This window comes from Salinivibrio sp. IB872 (assembly GCF_001995345.1).
Taxonomy (GTDB): domain Bacteria; phylum Pseudomonadota; class Gammaproteobacteria; order Enterobacterales; family Vibrionaceae; genus Salinivibrio; species Salinivibrio proteolyticus.
Genome location: NZ_MUFO01000001.1, coordinates 49,924 through 68,212, shown reverse-complemented (window position 1 = coordinate 68,212; position 18,289 = coordinate 49,924). Strand labels below are relative to the sequence as shown.

The following is an 18,289-nucleotide window of genomic DNA, read 5'->3' as shown; positions in this document are numbered from 1 at the left end:
TGTAGGGCGCCGTTGGCGCCCTTTTTTGTGCCTGTCGATCAGACACTCGCGATAATAAAAAAGGCCCCACAAGCACTTGTTGTGGGGCCTTCTTTAACTTTGATATCAATTAACCTTGATTAGCTTTGTTGCATCTTCTGGCGTTTTTTCAAAAAGGTTAACCAGCTTTCTACTGCGTCATCCGGCGAAATACGTTGCGCGACTTTAGCTTGCTCAAGGGCATGGTCAAACTGATTCAACTTGTAATACGCTTGTACTTTCGCTAGCGCAATATCCTTCTTAGAAGCCCCTTTTCCCGCTCTGTCTAGCGAAGTGAGTGCTTGCTGATAATCACCCTGCTGAATTTGCATCAACGCCAGCTGCCAGTGATATTGGCTCTCTTTCTTAGCTGCTAGTTGCCAAGCTGAAATGGCTTGAGGCCATTCACGCGCTTGTTGCCAAAGGCTGGCTTGCTGAGCAAGTGTTTGCGCATCTTGCTCGCTCTCAGGCAACCCCTTCAGCCACTTGGCTGCGCGCTCAGGAACACCGACATTGGCGTAAAGCTGTGCCACTGTCCGTTGCTCACTCGGCTCTAGGGCTATCCCTTTGCGCTTGGCAAGTAAATAGGTGCTAATCGCATTTTTCGGCTGTTCTAAGCGCACATAGTTGGCCGCCAATTGACGCCACCACTGTTTATTATCTGGCTCAAGGGCAATCAAGGCTTTTAAAGTGGGGGTCGCCCCGCGCCATTGCTCCAATTGCAATTGCGCCCCAAGCTTGAGTGATAGCGCCGACACGGTGGCCGTGTTATTCATGGCGCGCTCATAGTCCGGATACGCAGCCAACACTTTCTGCCATTGCTCGCGTTGATAATGCGCTTGCATGATACGCAGCCACACATCTTCGGCCTGCTCGGATTTCTCTTTAGGTACCGAACGGGCGAGCGGATAATAATATTGCAATGCCGCCGCGTATTGGCCATCAATCAGCAGTAAATCGGCTAACATCCGCTTAGTTTGCCACGCTTGCGCATCTTGCAATTGCTCGCTATCTACCGCGCGCTTGATATGAACAATCGCTTTATCATTGTTGCCATATTGCCAGTAGAAAACCCCCAGCGCACGGTCAACAAAAGCTTTGTCAAAATCACGTTTCACATTCAGCTTGTTGAGTAGCGCAATGGCTTCGCCCAACTTAGACGCTTGCTCTAACGCTTGTGCCTTTTCAATCGATAAGGCAACCGAGGGTGACAACTGCGCCGCGGCGGGCAGCGCAAACATCAATGCCAAGGTAAAGATAAGTCGTTTCAACATTAGCGTAAGTTAAACTCCAATTTGATCTGCTGACCCGGCTGCGCCACGGCTTCTCCATTCACCACTTTGGGCTCGTACTTCCATTTACGCAGCGCTCGCAGTGCTTCACGTTCAAACACACGGGGCGGATTTGCTTCAACCACACTCAAATCTTGCGGTCGACCGGAAGGACTAATGGTAAAACGCACCACTACATATCCTTCTAAACCACGACGCATGGCCCGTGGTGGATAATTGGGTTCCACCCGAAATAGCGGCATAGCCTGCTGATTATTCGGCCCCTGCATGACGCTTAAATCACCCAGTGAGGGAGCTTGCACCATGACGCCTTGAATGTTGGTCTGCAAATTCAGCGTTGGCATATCCGGCTGAGCGGAAGCTGTCGATTGTGTTTGTGTCACCGGCGTCGGCGTATCTGGCATTTCCGGTGGTTTCGGCCGCTCTGGCACCGTGCGCTGACGACGCTGCACATCGGTGTCTGGCTCCTGCATAAAAATATCGATGCTCATCGAGGTCGACGTTTCTTGCGGGCGCTGGGTACTGTGACCCACCATCAGAGCCATCAGCATAAATAAGCCTAACGTGAATACCAGCGCGACCGGCATTGAAATCAGCCATCGCTTCATTATGGCGACTCCGTAGCCAAGGCAATACTCGCGATCCCTGCTCCCTTGGCGGCGTCCATCACTTTTACGACGGTACCATTGTACGCCAGTTCATCGGCTTGAATCACAAGGGACGCATCCGGCTTATCCAACAGCACATGCTCTAACGTCGCTTCGACACGCTCTACATCCACCAAACGCTTATCAATATAGATTTCGTTCGATGCGGTCACTGCGACAAAGATACCGGCATCTTTTTGGCTGGTTGCATGGCTCGCCTCGGGACGGTTCACTTCCACCCCGGATTCGCGCACAAACGAGCTAGTGACGATAAAAAAGATCAACATGATGAACACAATGTCCAACATGGAGGTTAAATCGATTTGCGCTTCTTCGCGCTGCTTATGAGGTCGAATCAATCGCATTACTGACTCCGAAGCGCCTGTTCAAGCGCAACTTCTCGGCGCTGACAGGCTTTAACTAGACGGGCATGGGCAAACATGCCGGCAAGGGCCGCCACCATACCAGCCATGGTCGGCAGCGTAGCCATCGAGATCCCCGATGCCATCAAGCGTGGCTCGCTGRTCCCCTGGCTGGCCATCACATCAAATACCGAGATCATTCCAGTGACTGTGCCCAACAGGCCCAACATCGGGCAAATGGCCACCAGCGCTTTAATTAAACTGAGGTAGCGCCCCAGTTCATGCTGCGCTTCAAATAGCCACCCTTGACGAATAGCGCGTGCATACCACGAATGATGATCCGTGCGTGCTTGCCAAGCCGATACCCACGCTTGCCGTTGTACCGGAAACCGTGAGTATAAGTACAACAAACGTTCGATCACCAACACCCAGCAAAACAGCACTACCAGACCCAGCCACCATAGCACAGGCCCACCTTGCGCCATAAAATGGCGCAAGATAAACCAAATATCTTGGTGATTGAATTGGGAAAGTAGCTCTACATCCATCATGCTGCTTGTCCAGTGGCCGCCGTATTCGCTGGTTGCTCGGCTTGTTCTGCAACAAGGCTAATACTTTGTTTTTCCAACATGCCGCGAATGTGATCGGCCTGCCCGCTCAAAATATTATGCGCAAGAAGCAGTGGGATCGCCGCGATCAAGCCGAGTACCGTGGTCACGAGAGCCATCGAAATACCGCCTGCCATCACTTTCGGGTCGCCATTACCAAACTGGGTAATCACTTGGAAAGTTTCGATCATCCCCGTCACTGTTCCTAACAGACCCAGCATTGGCGCCAGTGCTGCCAGTAGTTTCAACATAGAGAGGCCTTTTTCACAGCCTTGCTGCTCATCGACAACCGCTTCCAGCAAACGTAACTCCAGCGATTCAACATCGCGTTGTGGCGCATCATGATACACCTTGAGTACACGGCCAAGTGGGTTATCCTCTGGTGACTCTGGATGTTTCAGCTGACGATGCATTTTGGCATGAATAGACAAAAGGACCGCGCCACGATAGAGCGCAATTAACAGACCAACAGCCAACAACGCCGCAATCACTTTGGCCACAAAACCGCCTTGGTTAAAGCGATCCGCCAGGCTTGGCGCTTTCTCCAATTGACTGAGGAGAAAACCGCGCGACGGATCAACCAGCACAGGCTCACCCACCGAGGTGATCGCTTGCTCGAGCTTGGATGTAGTCAGGGTATTATCAGGTTGCGCACGATACGGGATCGCCACCTTCCTGTCCGACTGCCAGTTCAAATAGCCCTGCGGGCTAATCAGCCCAAGGTTACCGATGCGCACCACCGACTGCTCAGACGACACGCCTTGCGCATCCACAACCGGCAACGTTAACGCTTGCAGTTCGCCGCTGGTTTGCATTTGGGTGAGCATCCCTTGCCACAAGGTATTTAGCTGTTTGAGTGACGGCAATGTATCGGCGGCAACGATCTCTGAAACGGTTTGATTAAAGGTCGGCTGCGTGATGCCTACATAGCTGGAAGCGCTGTCGGTTTGAATGGTTTTGCTCGCTTGACGCACCACGCCAAATAGCTCTCCCAAACTGCCCGATTCTAAGCGAAGTTTATCTTCCAACGACGCCAGTTGTTGCTCGTTGTCACTAAAGGTGTCACTGAGTTTTTCGGTTTCCGCCTCAAGCGCATTACGGGTCGCTTTCAACTGATTCAGTTTGGCGCGCAGCTCCCGCTCCGTCATCGCGAACTCCGCTTCACGCGCTTGGTTGTGTTCACGGGCTTGCTGCTGCGCTTGTTGGGTTTGACCCACAAGATCGTCAGCATGGGTCAAAGGCGCGACAGCCATAAAACAGGCTGCAGCAATCAGGGTTTTCCAGCTCATGATTTTACCCCTTGGTTGGCACTTAAAGGCAGAGATAACAACGACGGCGCCACTTGTTTTTGTGCAACCGCGAAGGCTTTATCCGCGGCTTCGCCCGCACTCGCATCCAAGGATACCCACTGCTTATCTCGCGTGCTCCAGACCCAATGCTGCTTGCCATCAAGGCTACGGGCCACCAGCGACACGCGACCAAGATGCAGCACATCCACTTGATGTGCCCGACCATCCAGCGCAATGGTGTCTTGGTAAGCATCTAGCTTAGTGCCATAGTCACGCTCAATTTGATAGGCCTCGAGAATACGACGAAACTTCTCCGAATCCGCCACATCGGCGCGACCCATCATCGCTTGAAGTTTTTCTAGGCGTGCTTGTCGCTGCTCCGCTTTCAGTGGCATGTCTTTAGCAATCCACTGTTCCAATCCGTCGAGCATGCGGTACATCAAAGGCACAATGCCTTGGCGCGTCTCCTTGATCTCGATGATTTGATCGCGAAGGCTTTGTGCTTCTACCTGTTGGTTGCTCACCAAGTTTTGTAGGTGATCGCGGTAGATTTCTAAATTACTGATCTGAGTTTGAATTTGCTCAATTTCTTGACGCATAGCCAAACTGGCATCGGCGCGGCGATTAATGCGTGATTGCGACTGTGCCGCTTCTTGGGTGGTTTTACCCTCGATGGCTTGCGCCTTTTCGAGCTGATCTGCACTCACCGCTGGCGTAAACGCCAAACAGGACGCAACGCCCAGCACGAGCCGAAATGAAGACGATTTTATCATGGTGATATCTACAAACATGCTTGGTGATATGGCTTCCGCCATAAACAAAAGTGAGAATAGTTTCTATTTGCGTGTAATGTACCGAGTTTGGCGGCAAAGATCTAGCCTAGCAGCATAGGGAGCGGAGAATATTGCGGCTTATCAGTAAAGAAGAAGTGACAATAAAAACTAAAAACACATCAAGCAGATAGCGACCAACTGAGTGTTGGCCTAACTCTGCACTTGGCCGATTAAGCTCAAAGACAACAGCGCACGCCATTGCCACTCTAACAATCGCGTGCACTCATTGGCTATCAATACCCTGTTGTTTCCGAGGTGTTTTTATAGATTTTGCCGTTTTTCATGATCACAACGAAGTGCGCATCAGGCTCGGCAATCAGGTCAAGATTTTCCAGCGGATTACCCTCAACAAGCAGTATATCGGCGATAGCATCCTCTTCTATCACCCCTAATTTCCCTTGATATGGACTCCGCTTGCCAGACAGCGCAAGCAAGGCTGCATTCCCAGACGTTGCCATCGATAACACTTCAGCCGGTGTGTACCACTTTGTCATCGTGGTTAATATCGCGCCCTGGTTTTTGGTCATGGCAGGATTGAATAAAATATCGGTGCCCCAAGCCACCTTAAGGCCATATTGCTTGGCAAGCTTAAAGGCGTTGTCGGTGCCTTGGGCGACCTGTTGCTGTTTTACTTTCGCCTCTCCTTGCGTCGGATTCGAGTACTCGTTAGCAAGGAAGGCTTGGCCGCTCAGCCATACGCCTTTTTCCGCCATTAATTGTGCAGTTGCTTCATCCATGAGCTGTCCATGTTCAATCACTTTCACACCCGCGTTGATCGCAGTTTGAATCGCTTTGGGCGTGTAGGCATGTACCGTCACATAGGTGCCCCAGTTATCTGCCGCATCTACCGCGGCACGGAATTCTTCTTCCGAGTATTGCGCCACATCAATCGGATCATACGCAGAGGAGACGCCTCCCCCCGCTGCGAGTTTGATTTGCGAGGCGCCTAACATCAGTTGCTCGCGAACACGCTTTCTTACTTCCGCCACGCCATCCGCTATCACACCACCATTGAGCGATTCACCTCGGCTCAGCTCGGCATTGTTCGCAGCAGGCACCTCATAACGCATCCTAAAATCACCATGTCCGCCCGTTTGCAAAATCATTGCACCGGAGGGCCAAATGCGCGGTCCAGCGACTATACCCTCGTCAATGGCTTTTTTCAGACCAAATACCGGCCCACTAAGATCACGTACACTGGTAAAGCCTCGCATTAGCGTGCGTTCAGCTTCTTGTGCGGCCCGAAGATTGATATAGCCGACGTCTGCGGTAAGCAGTTGTGGGACGGAAACAGTCGCCAACATCGCATGCCAATGTGCATCAATCAGCCCCGGCATCAGCGTGCGTCCCTCACCTTGGATCACTACAGCGTTCAATGACGGCACCACGTCAATCGGCTGACTCGAAATCCGTGTGATCTTGTTTCCCTCAACTAAAACATGTTTGGGGGTAGAAAGCTGAGCAGATTGACCATCGAAAATACGCACATTTTCAAACAACACACTTTGTGGATGCGGCGCCAACTGCGCCATCACAGAGGCCACCAACAACAAGCCGCCCACAACGAACGTCATCCATCGCATCAACCTCTCCATCCCACACTCCTTGTATTCATTAACAAAAAGCGACTCAAACCCTGCCCACAGCGCCTGCTCCTCGCTCATTGAAGAAACCAAAGGACAATGAGGTTCTGACCGCACTGTCTATTAAATTAGCCAACCATACCAAAAAGCCCAAATTTTTAGAGAGTTATCGCAATTTTGTTGGTGTTGCTGTGGCACGCTCTACGGCCCATTGCATATTCTCGTTCCCACGCTCCTGCGTGGGAAAGAGTGACAAAACCAGCGCCTAGACGTTACTGTGAGGGGTTTACTTTATTCTGGAATAAGTTAATCATCGTCCTCGCTGTTCGCCTCGTCCTCTGGCTCAAAGCCGGTTTTCGATAAATCTGAGAACGACTCGGATAATTTATCATTCACTTCTCGACAGCTTTTAATGATCGCATTACGAAGCTCTTCGCCCAGAGCCGGATCGGTGCCATTGGACTCCATCAGTTTGTCGAGGTATTGGTCAAAGTCATCCGGTAGACCAAAATCGGGGGTTGGTGTTGGCATGATTCCTCCTAGCGCATGAGTTTAGAGAGTATTATTCACTCCCATTCAGACGTCTAGGAATGAATATCGAGCCACTCTATAGTAACGACGAACACGTATTACCTTCTTAACATAGCTCAGGATAGATAAAGTGCGTATCAACACATAACTCATTCCTACGCTCTCGAGTGGGAATACATACTGCGGCTACCTAAAGAAATGCTTTTCTAACTAATTATCTCTCGTTCCCACGCTCCTGCGTGGGAATCCATACCTTGCCTTGCTACCACTTGCGACAAACCGCCAGCAGCCCCGACGCTCCCTCGTAATCTCTGGCACTCGAATAACGCCAGTGTGCAGCTTCATCAACATAGCCTCGTTTCACCGGATTTTGATGAATGTAGTCGATTTTCTGCCACATCATGGCATCGCTTTGTATCAATTCAGGATGCACACCCTCCTGCCAAAACTGATAAGCGCGATCACCTTTGTGGGCTTTTTTATAAAACGCCAGTTGATCCAGTATTTGCTTCACGTTGCGCTCAGCAAGGTATTGAATCAGATTTTTCGCCGTCCATGATTTAAGTCGAGCAATATCATGATCCAATGCCTGACTTTGCAGCACTAAATGACAGTGGTTTTCTAGCACCACCCAAGCATAAACGTTAAGGCCGTCTCTGCTTAAAAAACGCAAAGCATCTAGCAAGATATTAACGGTGTCCGGGCGCGTGAATACCGGGATCCAGTGCAGTACGGTTAACGTCACGAAGTGCGGTAAGTGAGGCTCGGTGATTTTGTAGCGGCTTCTCCCCATAGTTAAAACTCCATATGCATTCCTTGCTACCACTCACGACAAACCGCCAGCAGCCCCGTCGTGCCCATGTAATCTCTGGCACTCGAATAACACCAGTGTGCTGCTTCACCTCTCGTTCCCACGCTCCCGCGTGGGAATGCATACCTCGCTAACACTTGCGACAAATCTCCAGCAGTCCCGACGCTCCCATGTAATCTCTGGCACTCGAATAACGCCAGTGAGCTGCTTCACCTCTCGTTCCCACGCTCCTGCGTGGGAACGCATATCAAAGTTATCTCCTAGCTATCATACTTTTCCGCCAACGCCTTTAAACTTATCGACAAACGCAGCAATCTTCTGCAGGACGGTTTGTTTTTTGGTCAGGTATTGTGGGTTTAACGGGCTCATCTTAGGCAATAGGCTGTTAAGTTCCGTACCTTGCTCGCTGGCGTATTCGCGTTTGAGTGAGGTCGTGATGTAGCGCTTTGCCTCTTCGGATTTAAGGTTTTCTTCCTCAATCAGTGCTTGCGCCTCACGCATTTGCTCCGCTTGTGCAAAGCTAAAGAAAGCTTCAATCACGCTGGCTTTCTCACCCAGCTGATCGAGATCGGTCTGATTAATAAAGTCCACCACCAAGCTTTCCTTAGCACGGTTGCCGATACTGGCGCGGATCACCCGGCGCACTTCATCCACCAAATCGGCTTTGCTTTTAGTCTTTTTATTGTGCTCAAAAATCAGCTCAAGAATGTAATCGAGATTGATTTCTTGCGACTTGAGCAAATCCACCTCAAACTCCACATCATCCCAGTCAAGGGTTGACTCGGATTGATTTTGTGCGGCTTTTTCGCGGCGTTGCCAGTCGCGAATGTCATTGTAGGCTGAGCGGTAGTCTTGCAACTTACGATCTGACGGCAAGCGAATGGTCTGCATCTCGGCCAGCTTCTCGTCATCCACATGATGCTCGCTCTTAAACGCTTCGACCGCTTCAGGATCACTGGTGTCCACACTTTGCAGCGCTTTTAGGCTCGAAAATTCATCATAGTTTTGTAGCAAATTCTCGACCCGCAAGTACTCACCAAATACTTTAGCGAAGGCTTTTTTCTCTTTCTCTGTTTCAATGTCAGCCGGATCGGGGAAGTTTTGCTCCAAATCGGAGACCACCTCCATAAAGCCGCGTTTAGCTTTACCGGTGATCACGTCGGTAAAGCCTTCCATGTATTCCTGATAGCTTTTTTCCAGCACCACATTTTTGGTGTTTTTATCACCAAATAGGGTGATGGCATCGACGGTCGCTTTTTCTAGGTCTCGGAAAGTGACGATATTACCGAACGCTTTAGTGGCATCGTAAATTCGATTAGTGCGTGAAAATGCCTGCATTAAACCGTGATAGCGCAAGTTTTTATCCACAAACAAAGTATTGAGTGTTGGCGCATCAAAACCGGTCAGGAACATGCCGACCACAATAATCAGGTCGATCTCTTTTGCTTTTACCCGTTTCGCGAGATCGCGGTAATAGTTTTGAAAGCCATTGCTATCGACGCTGTATGTGGTTTTAAAGTACCCGTTGTAATCTGCAATTGCGGCGCTTAAAAACTCCTTGGCACTCGAGTTCATAGCCGATACATCAAAGCTTTCGTCTAAGATCTCACCAACCGCATCCTGCTCTTCATTGGCGGCATACGAAAAAATTGTCGCGATCTTTAATGGTCGATCACTGTCTTTTTGCAACGCATTCAGTGTTTCGTAGTAGAGCTTAGCCGCCTCGACACTGCTCACCGCAAACATGGCATTAAACCCTTGGTTGTTACCATTCAAGCGATGTGTCTTTTGCCGGTAGTGTTGCAAAATATATTGTGAAATCTCGCGTATACGCTCTGGGTGCTGCAGGGCTTGTTTATTCTCTGCTGCATTGAGCTTTTTCTCATCCTGCTCGGTTTCTATGGCCTTAAATTTTGGCCGGACGTCGTTGTAGTCCACCTTGAATTTGAGCACTTTTTCATCCCGAATCGCATCAGTGATGACATAAGAGTGCAGCTCACGGCCAAACACGCTGGCGGTGGTTTCAGCGCCCAAAGCGTTTTGCGGAAAAATCGGTGTGCCGGTAAAACCAAATTGGTAAAAACGCTTGAATTTTTTCTGCAAATTTTTTTGCGCTTCACCAAACTGGCTGCGGTGGCATTCATCAAAAATAAACACAACCTGCTGATTGTAAACAGGCAACTTGCCTTCACTTTTCATGAGGTTGTTGAGCTTTTGGATAGTGGTAACGATGATCTTGTTATCATCTTTATCCAGATTACGTTTAAGGCCAGCAGTGCTGTCAGAGCCATTCACACTGTCCGGTGAGAATCGCTGGTATTCTTTCATGGTCTGGTAATCAAGATCTTTACGATCTACCACAAAGAACACCTTATCGATAAAGTCCAGCTCTGTGGCAAGCCGTGCCGCCTTAAAGCTGGTTAAGGTTTTTCCCGACCCCGTGGTATGCCATATGTAACCACCGCTTTCAGACGTGCCCCAAGTTTTTGCTTCATATGAGCTTTTTACTTTCCACAAAATGCGCTCAGTGGCGGCAATTTGATAGGGGCGCATCACCAGTAAGGTATTGTCGATATCAAACACTGAATAGTGCAGTAGCACATTCAACAATGCGTGTTTTTGGAAAAAGGTAGCCGTAAAGTCTTTCAGATCTTTAATCAGGGTATTATCGGCTTGCGCCCAGTTCATGGTGAAGTCAAAGCTGTTTTTATTGCGCTTCACCGTGTTGGCAAAATAGCGTGTGTCTGTACCATTGGAAATCACGAACAGCTGTAAATACTTATACAGCGAGTTATCACTGTTGAAGCTCTCTTTGCTGTAGCGATGCACCTGATTAAAGGCTTCGCGAATAGCGACTCCGCGTTTTTTTAGCTCGATTTGTACCAGCGGCAGGCCATTTACCAGCACAGTGACATCATAGCGATTGGCATGGCTGCCGGTTTGCTCAAACTGCTTGATGACCTGAACTTTATTTCGCGCAATGCGCTTTTTATCAACCAGATAGATATTTTGAATACGGCCATCATCAAACACGAAGTCGTGAATATAATCGTCGTGAATCTTACGGGTTTTCTCGACAATGTTGTCGCTTGGCTTATCTAAATAGGTTTCGACAAAACGCTGCCATTCAGCGTCTGAAAAGGTGACATTGTTCAAGGTTTGCAGCTGCACGCGCACATTGGCGAGCATGGCGTCTGGACGAGTTAATGCTGGTACGAATTCATAGCCTTGATTGACAAGATCTTGAATGAGCTCGCGCTCTAGCGCGTCTTCACTCTGATAGCTTTCTGCTATCTGGCCCGCCTTTTCATATTTGCTTAATACAATAAAGTGATTAGCTTCGGCGATGGTGTTGTAATGTGTCACGATTGAACCTCCCAATGGCCGGCTTTATCAGAGCCGACCCGTTTAATCCTTTGCGCTTGCTGTAACTTGGCCAAGGCGCGACCAATGGTGCGAATGTCTTTGCCGATCCGCTCGGCCAGCTGCGGCCGCGTGAGCGTGTTATCGGCCGCTAGCAGGGCGATGATGGCCTCCGGCGTCTTCAAGCCTTGAATATCCACCGCATCAATATCATTTACAGGGGCATGTACAGGGACATTTGCTCTCGTTCCCACGCTCCTGCGTGGGAACGAGTAATCAACCATTTTGTTCTTCCTGCTGCCAAAAGCCGTAATTGCTAACCAAGTGGTTCAGTAGCAAGCCTACCATCTTTTTTTCCGGCCCACTGGGTTCGGTGACGACTTCATTCGACAATGTGGAATGGCTGGTAAACTGAATAATACGGTTTAAGTACGCCTGCTTGTCATCGGGCAAGAGTTCTGACCATTTTGGATAACCCAGAAAACTCGCGGTCTTTTCGTACAAGTTGCGCAATAGCGTGAAGTGGTACTTCTGTACGGTGTTTTCAGCGATGGCTTTTTCCAGGGTCTGCTTCAAATACAAGTGATAAGAGAAGCTCTTATTAGAATCGCCGTGCTTATCCAGCAGTGCAAAGGTGCCATCTTCAAACCGCTCCAACAGATAACAGGCTTTACCGTTTAGCTCGTTGTAGATTACGTTATAAAAAAGCGGGCTGTGGGTAGTGATAATGAACTTTAAATTAGACTTGCTGGCCTTGATCAGTCCTGCCAGATTAACGGCCAGTTCGATCAGATGATTTTCGTCCAATGAACTCACTGGGTCATCAATAAACACGTACTCCAACTGATCAAATTGCCCAGTCTCACGATTCTCTGGCTCTGCTACGTTGAGAATAGTAATCACCTGATCCAGCAGCGTATAGAAAACACTCCAGATAAAGTTACTTTCTTCCCCCTTGGATATTTTCAGGGGCTCTGTGCCTTTATCGTCACCTCGTTCCAGAGTAAAGGTGACTTCGGCATAGTCTTCACTGAATTGCGGGGTTAACTTATCGTTGGCGAAATGTTGAAAGTACTTAACGATATTTGCATCTTGCCCAAGGTCTTTCAGCAAGGTGAGCACCCACTCGGTATAGGTATTCGGCTGAATTTTCAGCTTTGGGGCAGCATCCTCTTCTAAATCGTTATCCCAGTAAAAGAGATCCTCGGTGAATGCGTTGTAGTAGAGGATTTTATCCCGTGACGAAATGGCTTCGTCATCATCGCCATTACCTTTCGGTGCAACCAGTTGCTTAAACTCACGAGAAAGGCGGGTTTTCCCCATACCGTTGAAGGCGTAAATTAGCTGTACTTTCGGCACTTGCCTGACCACTTCGACTTCAGTGGTCTTCTTATTCTTCACCTTTCTTGGCGCATTTAAATGCTCAGCAATCTCCTTTAACGTCTTGCTCATATCATGCCGCCTCGTCACTTGGCTTCGGGAAACTCAACAACAAGTCACGATAATACTCGTATTGCTTTTGACGCAGCTCTATTTCTCGGGGTAAGCCTTCGATGATGGAGTTGGTTAACGCGTCGAATTTATCGAGAATCGCTGCAATACGTGTTTGCTCTGCAACCGGTGGAATTGTTATAGGTAGTTTAGCGATTTTACTTACCGCGAGTCCGGGCTGGGCTGACTTTGATTTATATTGATTCAAATTCATATATGTGAGCATATGAAAAACCCAATCAATATTTACTCCATTTTTGGCTGAGCAAATTACTGCGTGCTCGGTGGCGTAAAATTTTCCATTGGCTCGTTTTATATTACCACATAATGCACCTTGTCTACCTATAGCAACATAGCTACCATCATGACTATAATCACTCACAAAGCCTCGTAGGCCATTCCCACCGTAGCAAGGATATATAAACTCATTTTTTTCAAATTTGTTTATATTATTGGCTTTAATATGCTTTCCAGCACGCATATCAAGCGCATCCCCTAACGTACACTGCACTGATGAATGGTGCTCTCGGCTTAACAACTGCTCACGATAGTAGTTGTATTGTTGTTTACGGGCGTTAAGCTCGGTGGTTAGCTCGGTGGTTAGCTCGGTGGTTAGCTCGGTGAAGGTGTCGAGTATGCGTACGATCTCCGCCTGAATCGCCAGCGATTTTTCGGGGTTGTTTGGGCAAGGGATGGGGACGAGTATTTTGGTTAGGTTGTCTTTCGACACTCTCTTAACTTTCGCCCCTGTTATATATTTCTTTTTACTGGATTGAAATTCTGTAGTTTTTATACAGTACGTTAAATACTTTACGTTTTGCTCATGACGAAAAATCATCATGTCGCCAGATATTGCAACTGAGTCACCCAACCACGCTAACGGCTTGACAACATCCTCATCATTCTCAGATGTAGTAGCTAGAAGGAGATCATTTTTCTTAGCTTTTTTAAGTTTGGTAGCTAACTCACTGGATACGAATGTAAACGTCTCTTTTGCTTCCAATCCATATTTTGTATAGATTTGTCCATAATGGATTGCAGGATATCCACTTTCTACAAAGTCTTTTTTTTGCAGACCTCCACCACGAATAAATTGACCGAATTCACCAAGGGGCAACCATTCAACTTCAACCCCATCCAGCAATTTATCCAAAAAGCTCAACTGACTCATGCCTCGCCTCCTTCAATTTCCGCGACAATGGCATCAATCTCAGTGCGTAGCTGGTCGATTTTGGTCACCGTGTTTTTTAGCTCGGCATTCAGCGCGGTGATATCAATCTGCTCGCGGGTATCTTCAGCTTCCACGTAGCTGCTGACCGAGAGGTTGTAGTCGTTAGCGGGGTCGGCAATTTCTTCCAAGGGTACCGAACGAGCCAGATAATCGATATTTTCTTTGCTATCAAACACGGCCATGATTTGAGCAATATGCTCATCGGTCAGGATGTTGTTATTGGTCTCTTTTTTAAACAAACCGCTGGCATCAATAAATTGGATGTCCGTGTTCGGTTTGTTTTTCGCCAGCACCAAAATATTCACCGCAATGCTGGTGCCAAAGAACAAGTTAGGTGCCAGTGAAATCACGGTTTCAACGTAGTTGTTGTCCACCAAATATTGGCGAATCTTCTTTTCCGCGCCGCCGCGATAAAAAATACCCGGGAAGCAAACAATGGCAGCGCGCCCTTTGCTTGACAGGTAATGCAGCGCATGAAGCACAAACGCAAAATCGGCTTTTGATTTGGGCGGCAGCACTCCCGCCGGCGCAAAGCGATCATCATTAATCAAGGTGGGGTCATCGCTGCCAATCCACTTCACCGAATATGGCGGGTTAGACACAATGGCATCAAACGGCTTTTGATCGCGTAGTTTTGGGTCGGTCAGGGTATTGCCCAGCTGCATATCAAACTTGTCGTAGTTAATGTTGTGCAAAAACATGTTCATACGTGCCAAGTTGTAAGTAGTGTGATTGATCTCTTGCCCGTAAAAGCCGTCTTCGATGATGTGATTGTCAAAGTGCTTTTTGGCTTGCAACAACAGTGAGCCAGAGCCAGCAGCGGGATCGTAAATCTTATTCACACTGGTTTGCTTGTGCATTGCCAGTTGCGCAATCAGTTTAGAGACATTTTGTGGAGTAAAAAACTCACCGCCCGATTTACCTGCATTCGCCGCGTAGTTAGAGATAAGAAATTCGTACGCATCGCCAAAAAGATCAATTTGGCTGCTTTCACCATCTTCAAAAAAAGCGTGACCAAAATCTAGCCCGGCGACGCCTTTGATGACATGGGCTAGGCGGGTGTTTTTGTCTTTTACTGTGCTGCCGAGTCGATTGCTGGTGGTGTCAAAATCAGCAAACAAGCCTTTAATGTCGGATTCGGACGGGTAGCCGTTGGCGGAGTTCTCAATATCGGAAAATATATCGGCAAGATCGGTATTCAAGTGCTCATTGTTATAGGCATCTTTGGCTACGTGACTAAACAGCTGGCTTGGATAGATGAAGTAGCCTTTGGTTTTGATCGCATCATCTTTGATCTCTGGCGTAATGACCTCGTCAGGCAAACCGGCATAGTTGACGCTCTCATCGCCCGCTTCAATGTAGTTAACAAAGTTCTCGCTCATAAAGCGGTAAAACAGCGTACCCAGTACGTAATGCTTAAAATCCCAGCCATCGACGGATCCACGCACGTCGTTAGCAATGGCCCAAATTTGGCGTTGTAGTGCGGCACGTTGTTGGGTGCTTGTCATAAATTGTCTCGTTTGAATGTGGTGTTCTGAAATATCGTGAGTTGGCTCGATTTTACCATAGAAAACAGAACGCAAAAGGCGCAGTGATTAGGTTGGGCTAAGAATGTGACGGAGCGGCAGCCGTATGCGTTACCACGCCGGAGCGTGGGAACAAGCGGTCCATTGGCTTCGGTATGCATTCCCACGCAGGAGCATGGGAACGAGTGGTGCATCGGCCACGGTATGTATTCCCACGCGGGAGCGTGGGAACGAGCGGTGCATCGGCCACGGTATGCATTCCCACTCAGGCCCGTGGGAACGAATGGTGCATTGGCCACGGTATGTATTCCCACGCGGGAGCGCGGGAACGAGTGATGCATCGGCCACGGTATGCATTCCCACGCGGGAGCGCGGGAACGAGTGGTGCGTCGGCTACAGTATGCATTCCCGCGCCGGAGCGTGGGAACGAGTAGTGCATCGGCCACGGTATGCATTCCCACGCCGGAGCGTGGGAACGAGTGGTGCATTGGCAACGGTATGCATTCCCACGCCGGAGCGTGGGAACGAGTGGTGCATCGGCCACGGTATGCATTTCCACGCAGGAGCGCGGGAACGAGTGGTGCATCGGCTTCGGTATGCATTCCCACGCCGGAGCGTGGGAACGAGTTAAACTGTCCCCTAACCCAGCTGCGAAAACTTGATGATCGCGTGAGACTGTTCAAGGGTTTGTGCGAGGTGTTGGATGTGCGCGGGGGTGATTTCGCAGCAGCCACCAACTACAAGGGCACCGTCGGCGATCCATTGTTGTACGCGTTCGGTGTGCACTAGCGGTGAGAGATCTTCACGGGCTTCTAGCGCATCGGCTTTGCTGCCTTTGGCCATATCATCCACGGATTTAAAGGCATTGGCATAGCCACCCACGGTGTGATAGTTCCGTGCCATGTGTGGCATTGCAGCGGTCAATACGGCTGGATCACAGCAATTTAGCATCACCGCTGTGGGGGCGTAGTCAGCCACGGCACGCATTGCCTCGTTAAGCGACTCGCCAGAGCGTAAGTTGCCATCAGCCTCGAGACGAAATGCAACCCCATAAGGCTTACCTTGCTCGCGAGCGGCGGCACAGGCTGCGCGCGCTTCGAGTGTATTGCTCATAGTTTCGATAAGAAAGACGTCTACGTCAGGCTGCAGGCGCGCAATATGGGCAAACTCCGCTTTCATGTCTTCAAAGCTACGCTGGGGCTGACCGAGATAGCTGCCGACTAAAGGGGGCAAGCAACCGGCAATATCAACGTCCTCGCCAGTTTCGTCGATGGCTTGTTGCAATGCAAAAAAGGCCTGCCGATAGATGGTGTCAATGCTATCGAGCAACCCCGCCTTCGCCAAGCGTGTCGGGGTGGCCGGATAGGTATTGAGAGTATGCGTTTTGGCGCCTGCTCGGATAAAGTCTTTGTGGACGTCTTTAACAATATCCGGATGCTCTAACATTACCGCCACCGACCAAAGCCGTGAGCTCACTTGTGGCGCTCGCTGATAAATTTCTTGCCCTAGGCCACCATCAAGTAATGCAATCGACGTCATGGTAACTTCAGCCTCCTTCGGCTTTTTATCCTTGATTTAGGATGAGATTACCATCTGTGTCGCTATTTCACACTCATCGCGTTACGCAACTTCTTCGCTGCCTTCAATCGCCAGATGTTCAAGCTTATCAATCACCGTCATACTGGCATTTTCCATCCCTGTTAGCGCCGCGACCATCTGCTCGGGTTGCTGTGCATGAAACGCGGCCACCGCCGCTTTCGCGTGGGTGTGCACTTGCTCATGAGGGGCGGCGATGGCTTTAAAGTTTTGTAACTGGGCGAAGTACTGTCGTCCTTCGCCGCGGTCGTACCACTGTCCTAAGCGGCACTGGGTATGATCAGTCACGTCGTTGGCACTCATGCTATCTTCACCGAGCACCACACGATAAATCGCAAACTTAAAACTGATATGGTCGAGTTTCGCCAGTTCACAAAAAGCACGCAATGCCGATGCTTTAATGGTGGTTCGGCTGTGCTGCGCTTGCTCACTTTGCGTCGCCATCGCATCTGCCACCTGTTGGCCTTGCTCGCTATATTTGATCGCTTCACTGGCAAGCTGATCGGTTAGCGTACACGCATGTCCACTCCCGGCGCGAATCTTCTCCACCAGCTGAGTGATATCCTGCGTTGCTGTGGAAGTGCGTTCGGCGAGGTTACGGACTTCATCAGCCACCACGGCGAAGCCCCGCCCTTGCTCGCCGGCTCGGGCTGCTTCAATCGCCGCATTCAGGGCCAACAGATTGGTTTGGTCGGCCACATCGCGAATCAAGTTCACAATGCCACTCACTTCCTGTGCGTGCTGATCGAGAGCACGAATTGCTTCCGACGATTGCTGACATTGCGCGGATAATGACTGCACWTGGCGAGCGAGATCATTGACTTGTTCGGCACATGACGCCGCCTGATGGCTCACCTCCGTCACACGCTCTTTTTCACCATTAATGGTTTCTGCTAGGGTCGCCAGCGAAGATTGGGTCGCGGTAATCGAATCACCAAAATGGCACAGGTTAGCGTCGATCTCTTTACCGGTTTGCCGTTTTTTCTGTACCACGGCCAGCTCCGATTCTAACGCCGCTTTTTCGCTGTGTAGCGCGTCTATCTGGGCATTGACTTGCTCCAGTTTCAGTTGCAATTCAGTACGTTTTTGTTGCTCTTTTTCGAGTTGA

The 18,289-nt window shown here is 49.5% G+C and carries 16 protein-coding genes and 1 pseudogene; all 17 read right to left on the bottom strand.

Annotated elements, in window-relative coordinates; genetic code table 11:
* Positions 1 to 119 precede the first annotated feature (119 nt).
* The gene (locus BZJ18_RS00265) at positions 120 to 1,292 is read right to left on the bottom strand and encodes a tetratricopeptide repeat protein (protein ID WP_077454872.1); all 1,173 of its coding nucleotides are present in this window, start codon (positions 1,290 to 1,292) and stop codon (positions 120 to 122) included.
* Positions 1,292 to 1,918: an energy transducer TonB gene (locus tag BZJ18_RS00260; RefSeq protein WP_077454871.1), complete on the bottom strand. Its 627-nt coding sequence runs from the start codon at positions 1,916 to 1,918 to the stop codon at positions 1,292 to 1,294. The genes BZJ18_RS00265 and BZJ18_RS00260 overlap by 1 nt, the downstream gene beginning before the upstream one ends.
* Complete coding sequence (locus BZJ18_RS00255) at positions 1,918 to 2,322, bottom strand: ExbD/TolR family protein (RefSeq protein ID WP_069586742.1); 405 nt, start codon at positions 2,320 to 2,322, stop codon at positions 1,918 to 1,920. Before BZJ18_RS00255 ends, BZJ18_RS00260 begins: the two co-directional genes overlap by 1 nt.
* Positions 2,322 to 2,867: a MotA/TolQ/ExbB proton channel family protein gene (locus tag BZJ18_RS00250; protein ID WP_077454870.1), complete on the bottom strand. Its 546-nt coding sequence runs from the start codon at positions 2,865 to 2,867 to the stop codon at positions 2,322 to 2,324. The genes BZJ18_RS00255 and BZJ18_RS00250 overlap by 1 nt, the downstream gene beginning before the upstream one ends.
* Positions 2,867 to 4,216, bottom strand: coding sequence for a MotA/TolQ/ExbB proton channel family protein (locus tag BZJ18_RS00245; protein WP_077454869.1), 1,350 nt, complete (start codon positions 4,214 to 4,216; stop codon positions 2,867 to 2,869). Before BZJ18_RS00245 ends, BZJ18_RS00250 begins: the two co-directional genes overlap by 1 nt.
* On the bottom strand, positions 4,213 to 4,995 hold the full coding sequence (locus BZJ18_RS00240) for a DUF3450 domain-containing protein (RefSeq protein WP_077454981.1): 783 nt from the start codon (positions 4,993 to 4,995) through the stop codon (positions 4,213 to 4,215). Before BZJ18_RS00240 ends, BZJ18_RS00245 begins: the two co-directional genes overlap by 4 nt.
* A gap of 287 nt (positions 4,996 to 5,282) precedes the next feature.
* Positions 5,283 to 6,644 (bottom strand): metal-dependent hydrolase family protein, encoded by a 1,362-nt coding sequence (locus BZJ18_RS00235; RefSeq protein WP_198532141.1) that lies wholly within the window; start codon positions 6,642 to 6,644, stop codon positions 5,283 to 5,285.
* Positions 6,645 to 6,938: 294 nt separating this feature from the next.
* Positions 6,939 to 7,163, bottom strand: a complete 225-nt coding sequence (locus BZJ18_RS00230; protein WP_077454868.1) for a hypothetical protein — start codon at positions 7,161 to 7,163, stop codon at positions 6,939 to 6,941.
* Between the two features lie 262 nt (positions 7,164 to 7,425).
* The gene (locus tag BZJ18_RS00225; RefSeq protein ID WP_077454867.1) at positions 7,426 to 7,956 is read right to left on the bottom strand and encodes an REP-associated tyrosine transposase; all 531 of its coding nucleotides are present in this window, start codon (positions 7,954 to 7,956) and stop codon (positions 7,426 to 7,428) included.
* Positions 7,957 to 8,241: 285 nt separating this feature from the next.
* Positions 8,242 to 11,340, bottom strand: coding sequence for a type I restriction endonuclease subunit R (locus tag BZJ18_RS00220; protein WP_077454866.1), 3,099 nt, complete (start codon positions 11,338 to 11,340; stop codon positions 8,242 to 8,244).
* Entirely contained in the window at positions 11,337 to 11,621 is a 285-nt protein-coding gene (locus BZJ18_RS00215; RefSeq protein WP_077454865.1) for a winged helix-turn-helix transcriptional regulator, read from the bottom strand. The genes BZJ18_RS00220 and BZJ18_RS00215 overlap by 4 nt, the downstream gene beginning before the upstream one ends.
* Positions 11,614 to 12,789: an anticodon nuclease gene (locus BZJ18_RS00210; RefSeq protein WP_077454864.1), complete on the bottom strand. Its 1,176-nt coding sequence runs from the start codon at positions 12,787 to 12,789 to the stop codon at positions 11,614 to 11,616. Before BZJ18_RS00210 ends, BZJ18_RS00215 begins: the two co-directional genes overlap by 8 nt.
* Position 12,790: 1 nt before the next feature.
* Complete coding sequence (locus BZJ18_RS00205) at positions 12,791 to 13,999, bottom strand: restriction endonuclease subunit S (RefSeq protein ID WP_077454863.1); 1,209 nt, start codon at positions 13,997 to 13,999, stop codon at positions 12,791 to 12,793.
* Entirely contained in the window at positions 13,996 to 15,567 is a 1,572-nt protein-coding gene (locus BZJ18_RS00200; protein ID WP_077454862.1) for a type I restriction-modification system subunit M, read from the bottom strand. The genes BZJ18_RS00205 and BZJ18_RS00200 overlap by 4 nt, the downstream gene beginning before the upstream one ends.
* A gap of 657 nt (positions 15,568 to 16,224) precedes the next feature.
* The gene (locus tag BZJ18_RS00195) at positions 16,225 to 17,124 is read right to left on the bottom strand and encodes a homocysteine S-methyltransferase family protein (RefSeq protein ID WP_077454861.1); all 900 of its coding nucleotides are present in this window, start codon (positions 17,122 to 17,124) and stop codon (positions 16,225 to 16,227) included.
* An 81-nt stretch (positions 17,125 to 17,205) separates the two neighbouring features.
* Positions 17,206 to 17,625: a CZB domain-containing protein gene (locus tag BZJ18_RS17750; RefSeq protein WP_371414258.1), complete on the bottom strand. Its 420-nt coding sequence runs from the start codon at positions 17,623 to 17,625 to the stop codon at positions 17,206 to 17,208.
* Between the two features lie 21 nt (positions 17,626 to 17,646).
* Positions 17,647 to 17,982: pseudogene (locus BZJ18_RS17745) on the bottom strand (methyl-accepting chemotaxis protein); the annotation flags it as partial.
* Positions 17,983 to 18,289 lie beyond the last annotated feature (307 nt).

Bases quoted from the DNA above. Each gene is read 5' to 3' on its own strand.
- BZJ18_RS00195 (WP_077454861.1), bottom strand. From the start codon at position 17,124: ATGACGTCGATTGCATTACTTGATGGTGGCCTAGGGCAAGAAATTTAT.
- BZJ18_RS00225 (WP_077454867.1), bottom strand. From the start codon at position 7,956: ATGGGGAGAAGCCGCTACAAAATCACCGAGCCTCACTTACCGCACTTC.
- BZJ18_RS00260 (WP_077454871.1), bottom strand. From the start codon at position 1,918: ATGAAGCGATGGCTGATTTCAATGCCGGTCGCGCTGGTATTCACGTTA.
- BZJ18_RS00265 (WP_077454872.1), bottom strand. From the start codon at position 1,292: ATGTTGAAACGACTTATCTTTACCTTGGCATTGATGTTTGCGCTGCCC.
- BZJ18_RS00210 (WP_077454864.1), bottom strand. From the start codon at position 12,789: ATGAGCAAGACGTTAAAGGAGATTGCTGAGCATTTAAATGCGCCAAGA.
- BZJ18_RS00205 (WP_077454863.1), bottom strand. From the start codon at position 13,999: ATGAGTCAGTTGAGCTTTTTGGATAAATTGCTGGATGGGGTTGAAGTT.
- BZJ18_RS00255 (WP_069586742.1), bottom strand. From the start codon at position 2,322: ATGCGATTGATTCGACCTCATAAGCAGCGCGAAGAAGCGCAAATCGAT.
- BZJ18_RS00200 (WP_077454862.1), bottom strand. From the start codon at position 15,567: ATGACAAGCACCCAACAACGTGCCGCACTACAACGCCAAATTTGGGCC.
- BZJ18_RS00235 (WP_198532141.1), bottom strand. From the start codon at position 6,644: ATGGAGAGGTTGATGCGATGGATGACGTTCGTTGTGGGCGGCTTGTTG.
- BZJ18_RS00215 (WP_077454865.1), bottom strand. From the start codon at position 11,621: ATGGTTGATTACTCGTTCCCACGCAGGAGCGTGGGAACGAGAGCAAAT.
- BZJ18_RS00230 (WP_077454868.1), bottom strand. From the start codon at position 7,163: ATGCCAACACCAACCCCCGATTTTGGTCTACCGGATGACTTTGACCAA.
- BZJ18_RS00245 (WP_077454869.1), bottom strand. From the start codon at position 4,216: ATGAGCTGGAAAACCCTGATTGCTGCAGCCTGTTTTATGGCTGTCGCG.
- BZJ18_RS17750 (WP_371414258.1), bottom strand. From the start codon at position 17,625: ATGGCGACGCAAAGTGAGCAAGCGCAGCACAGCCGAACCACCATTAAA.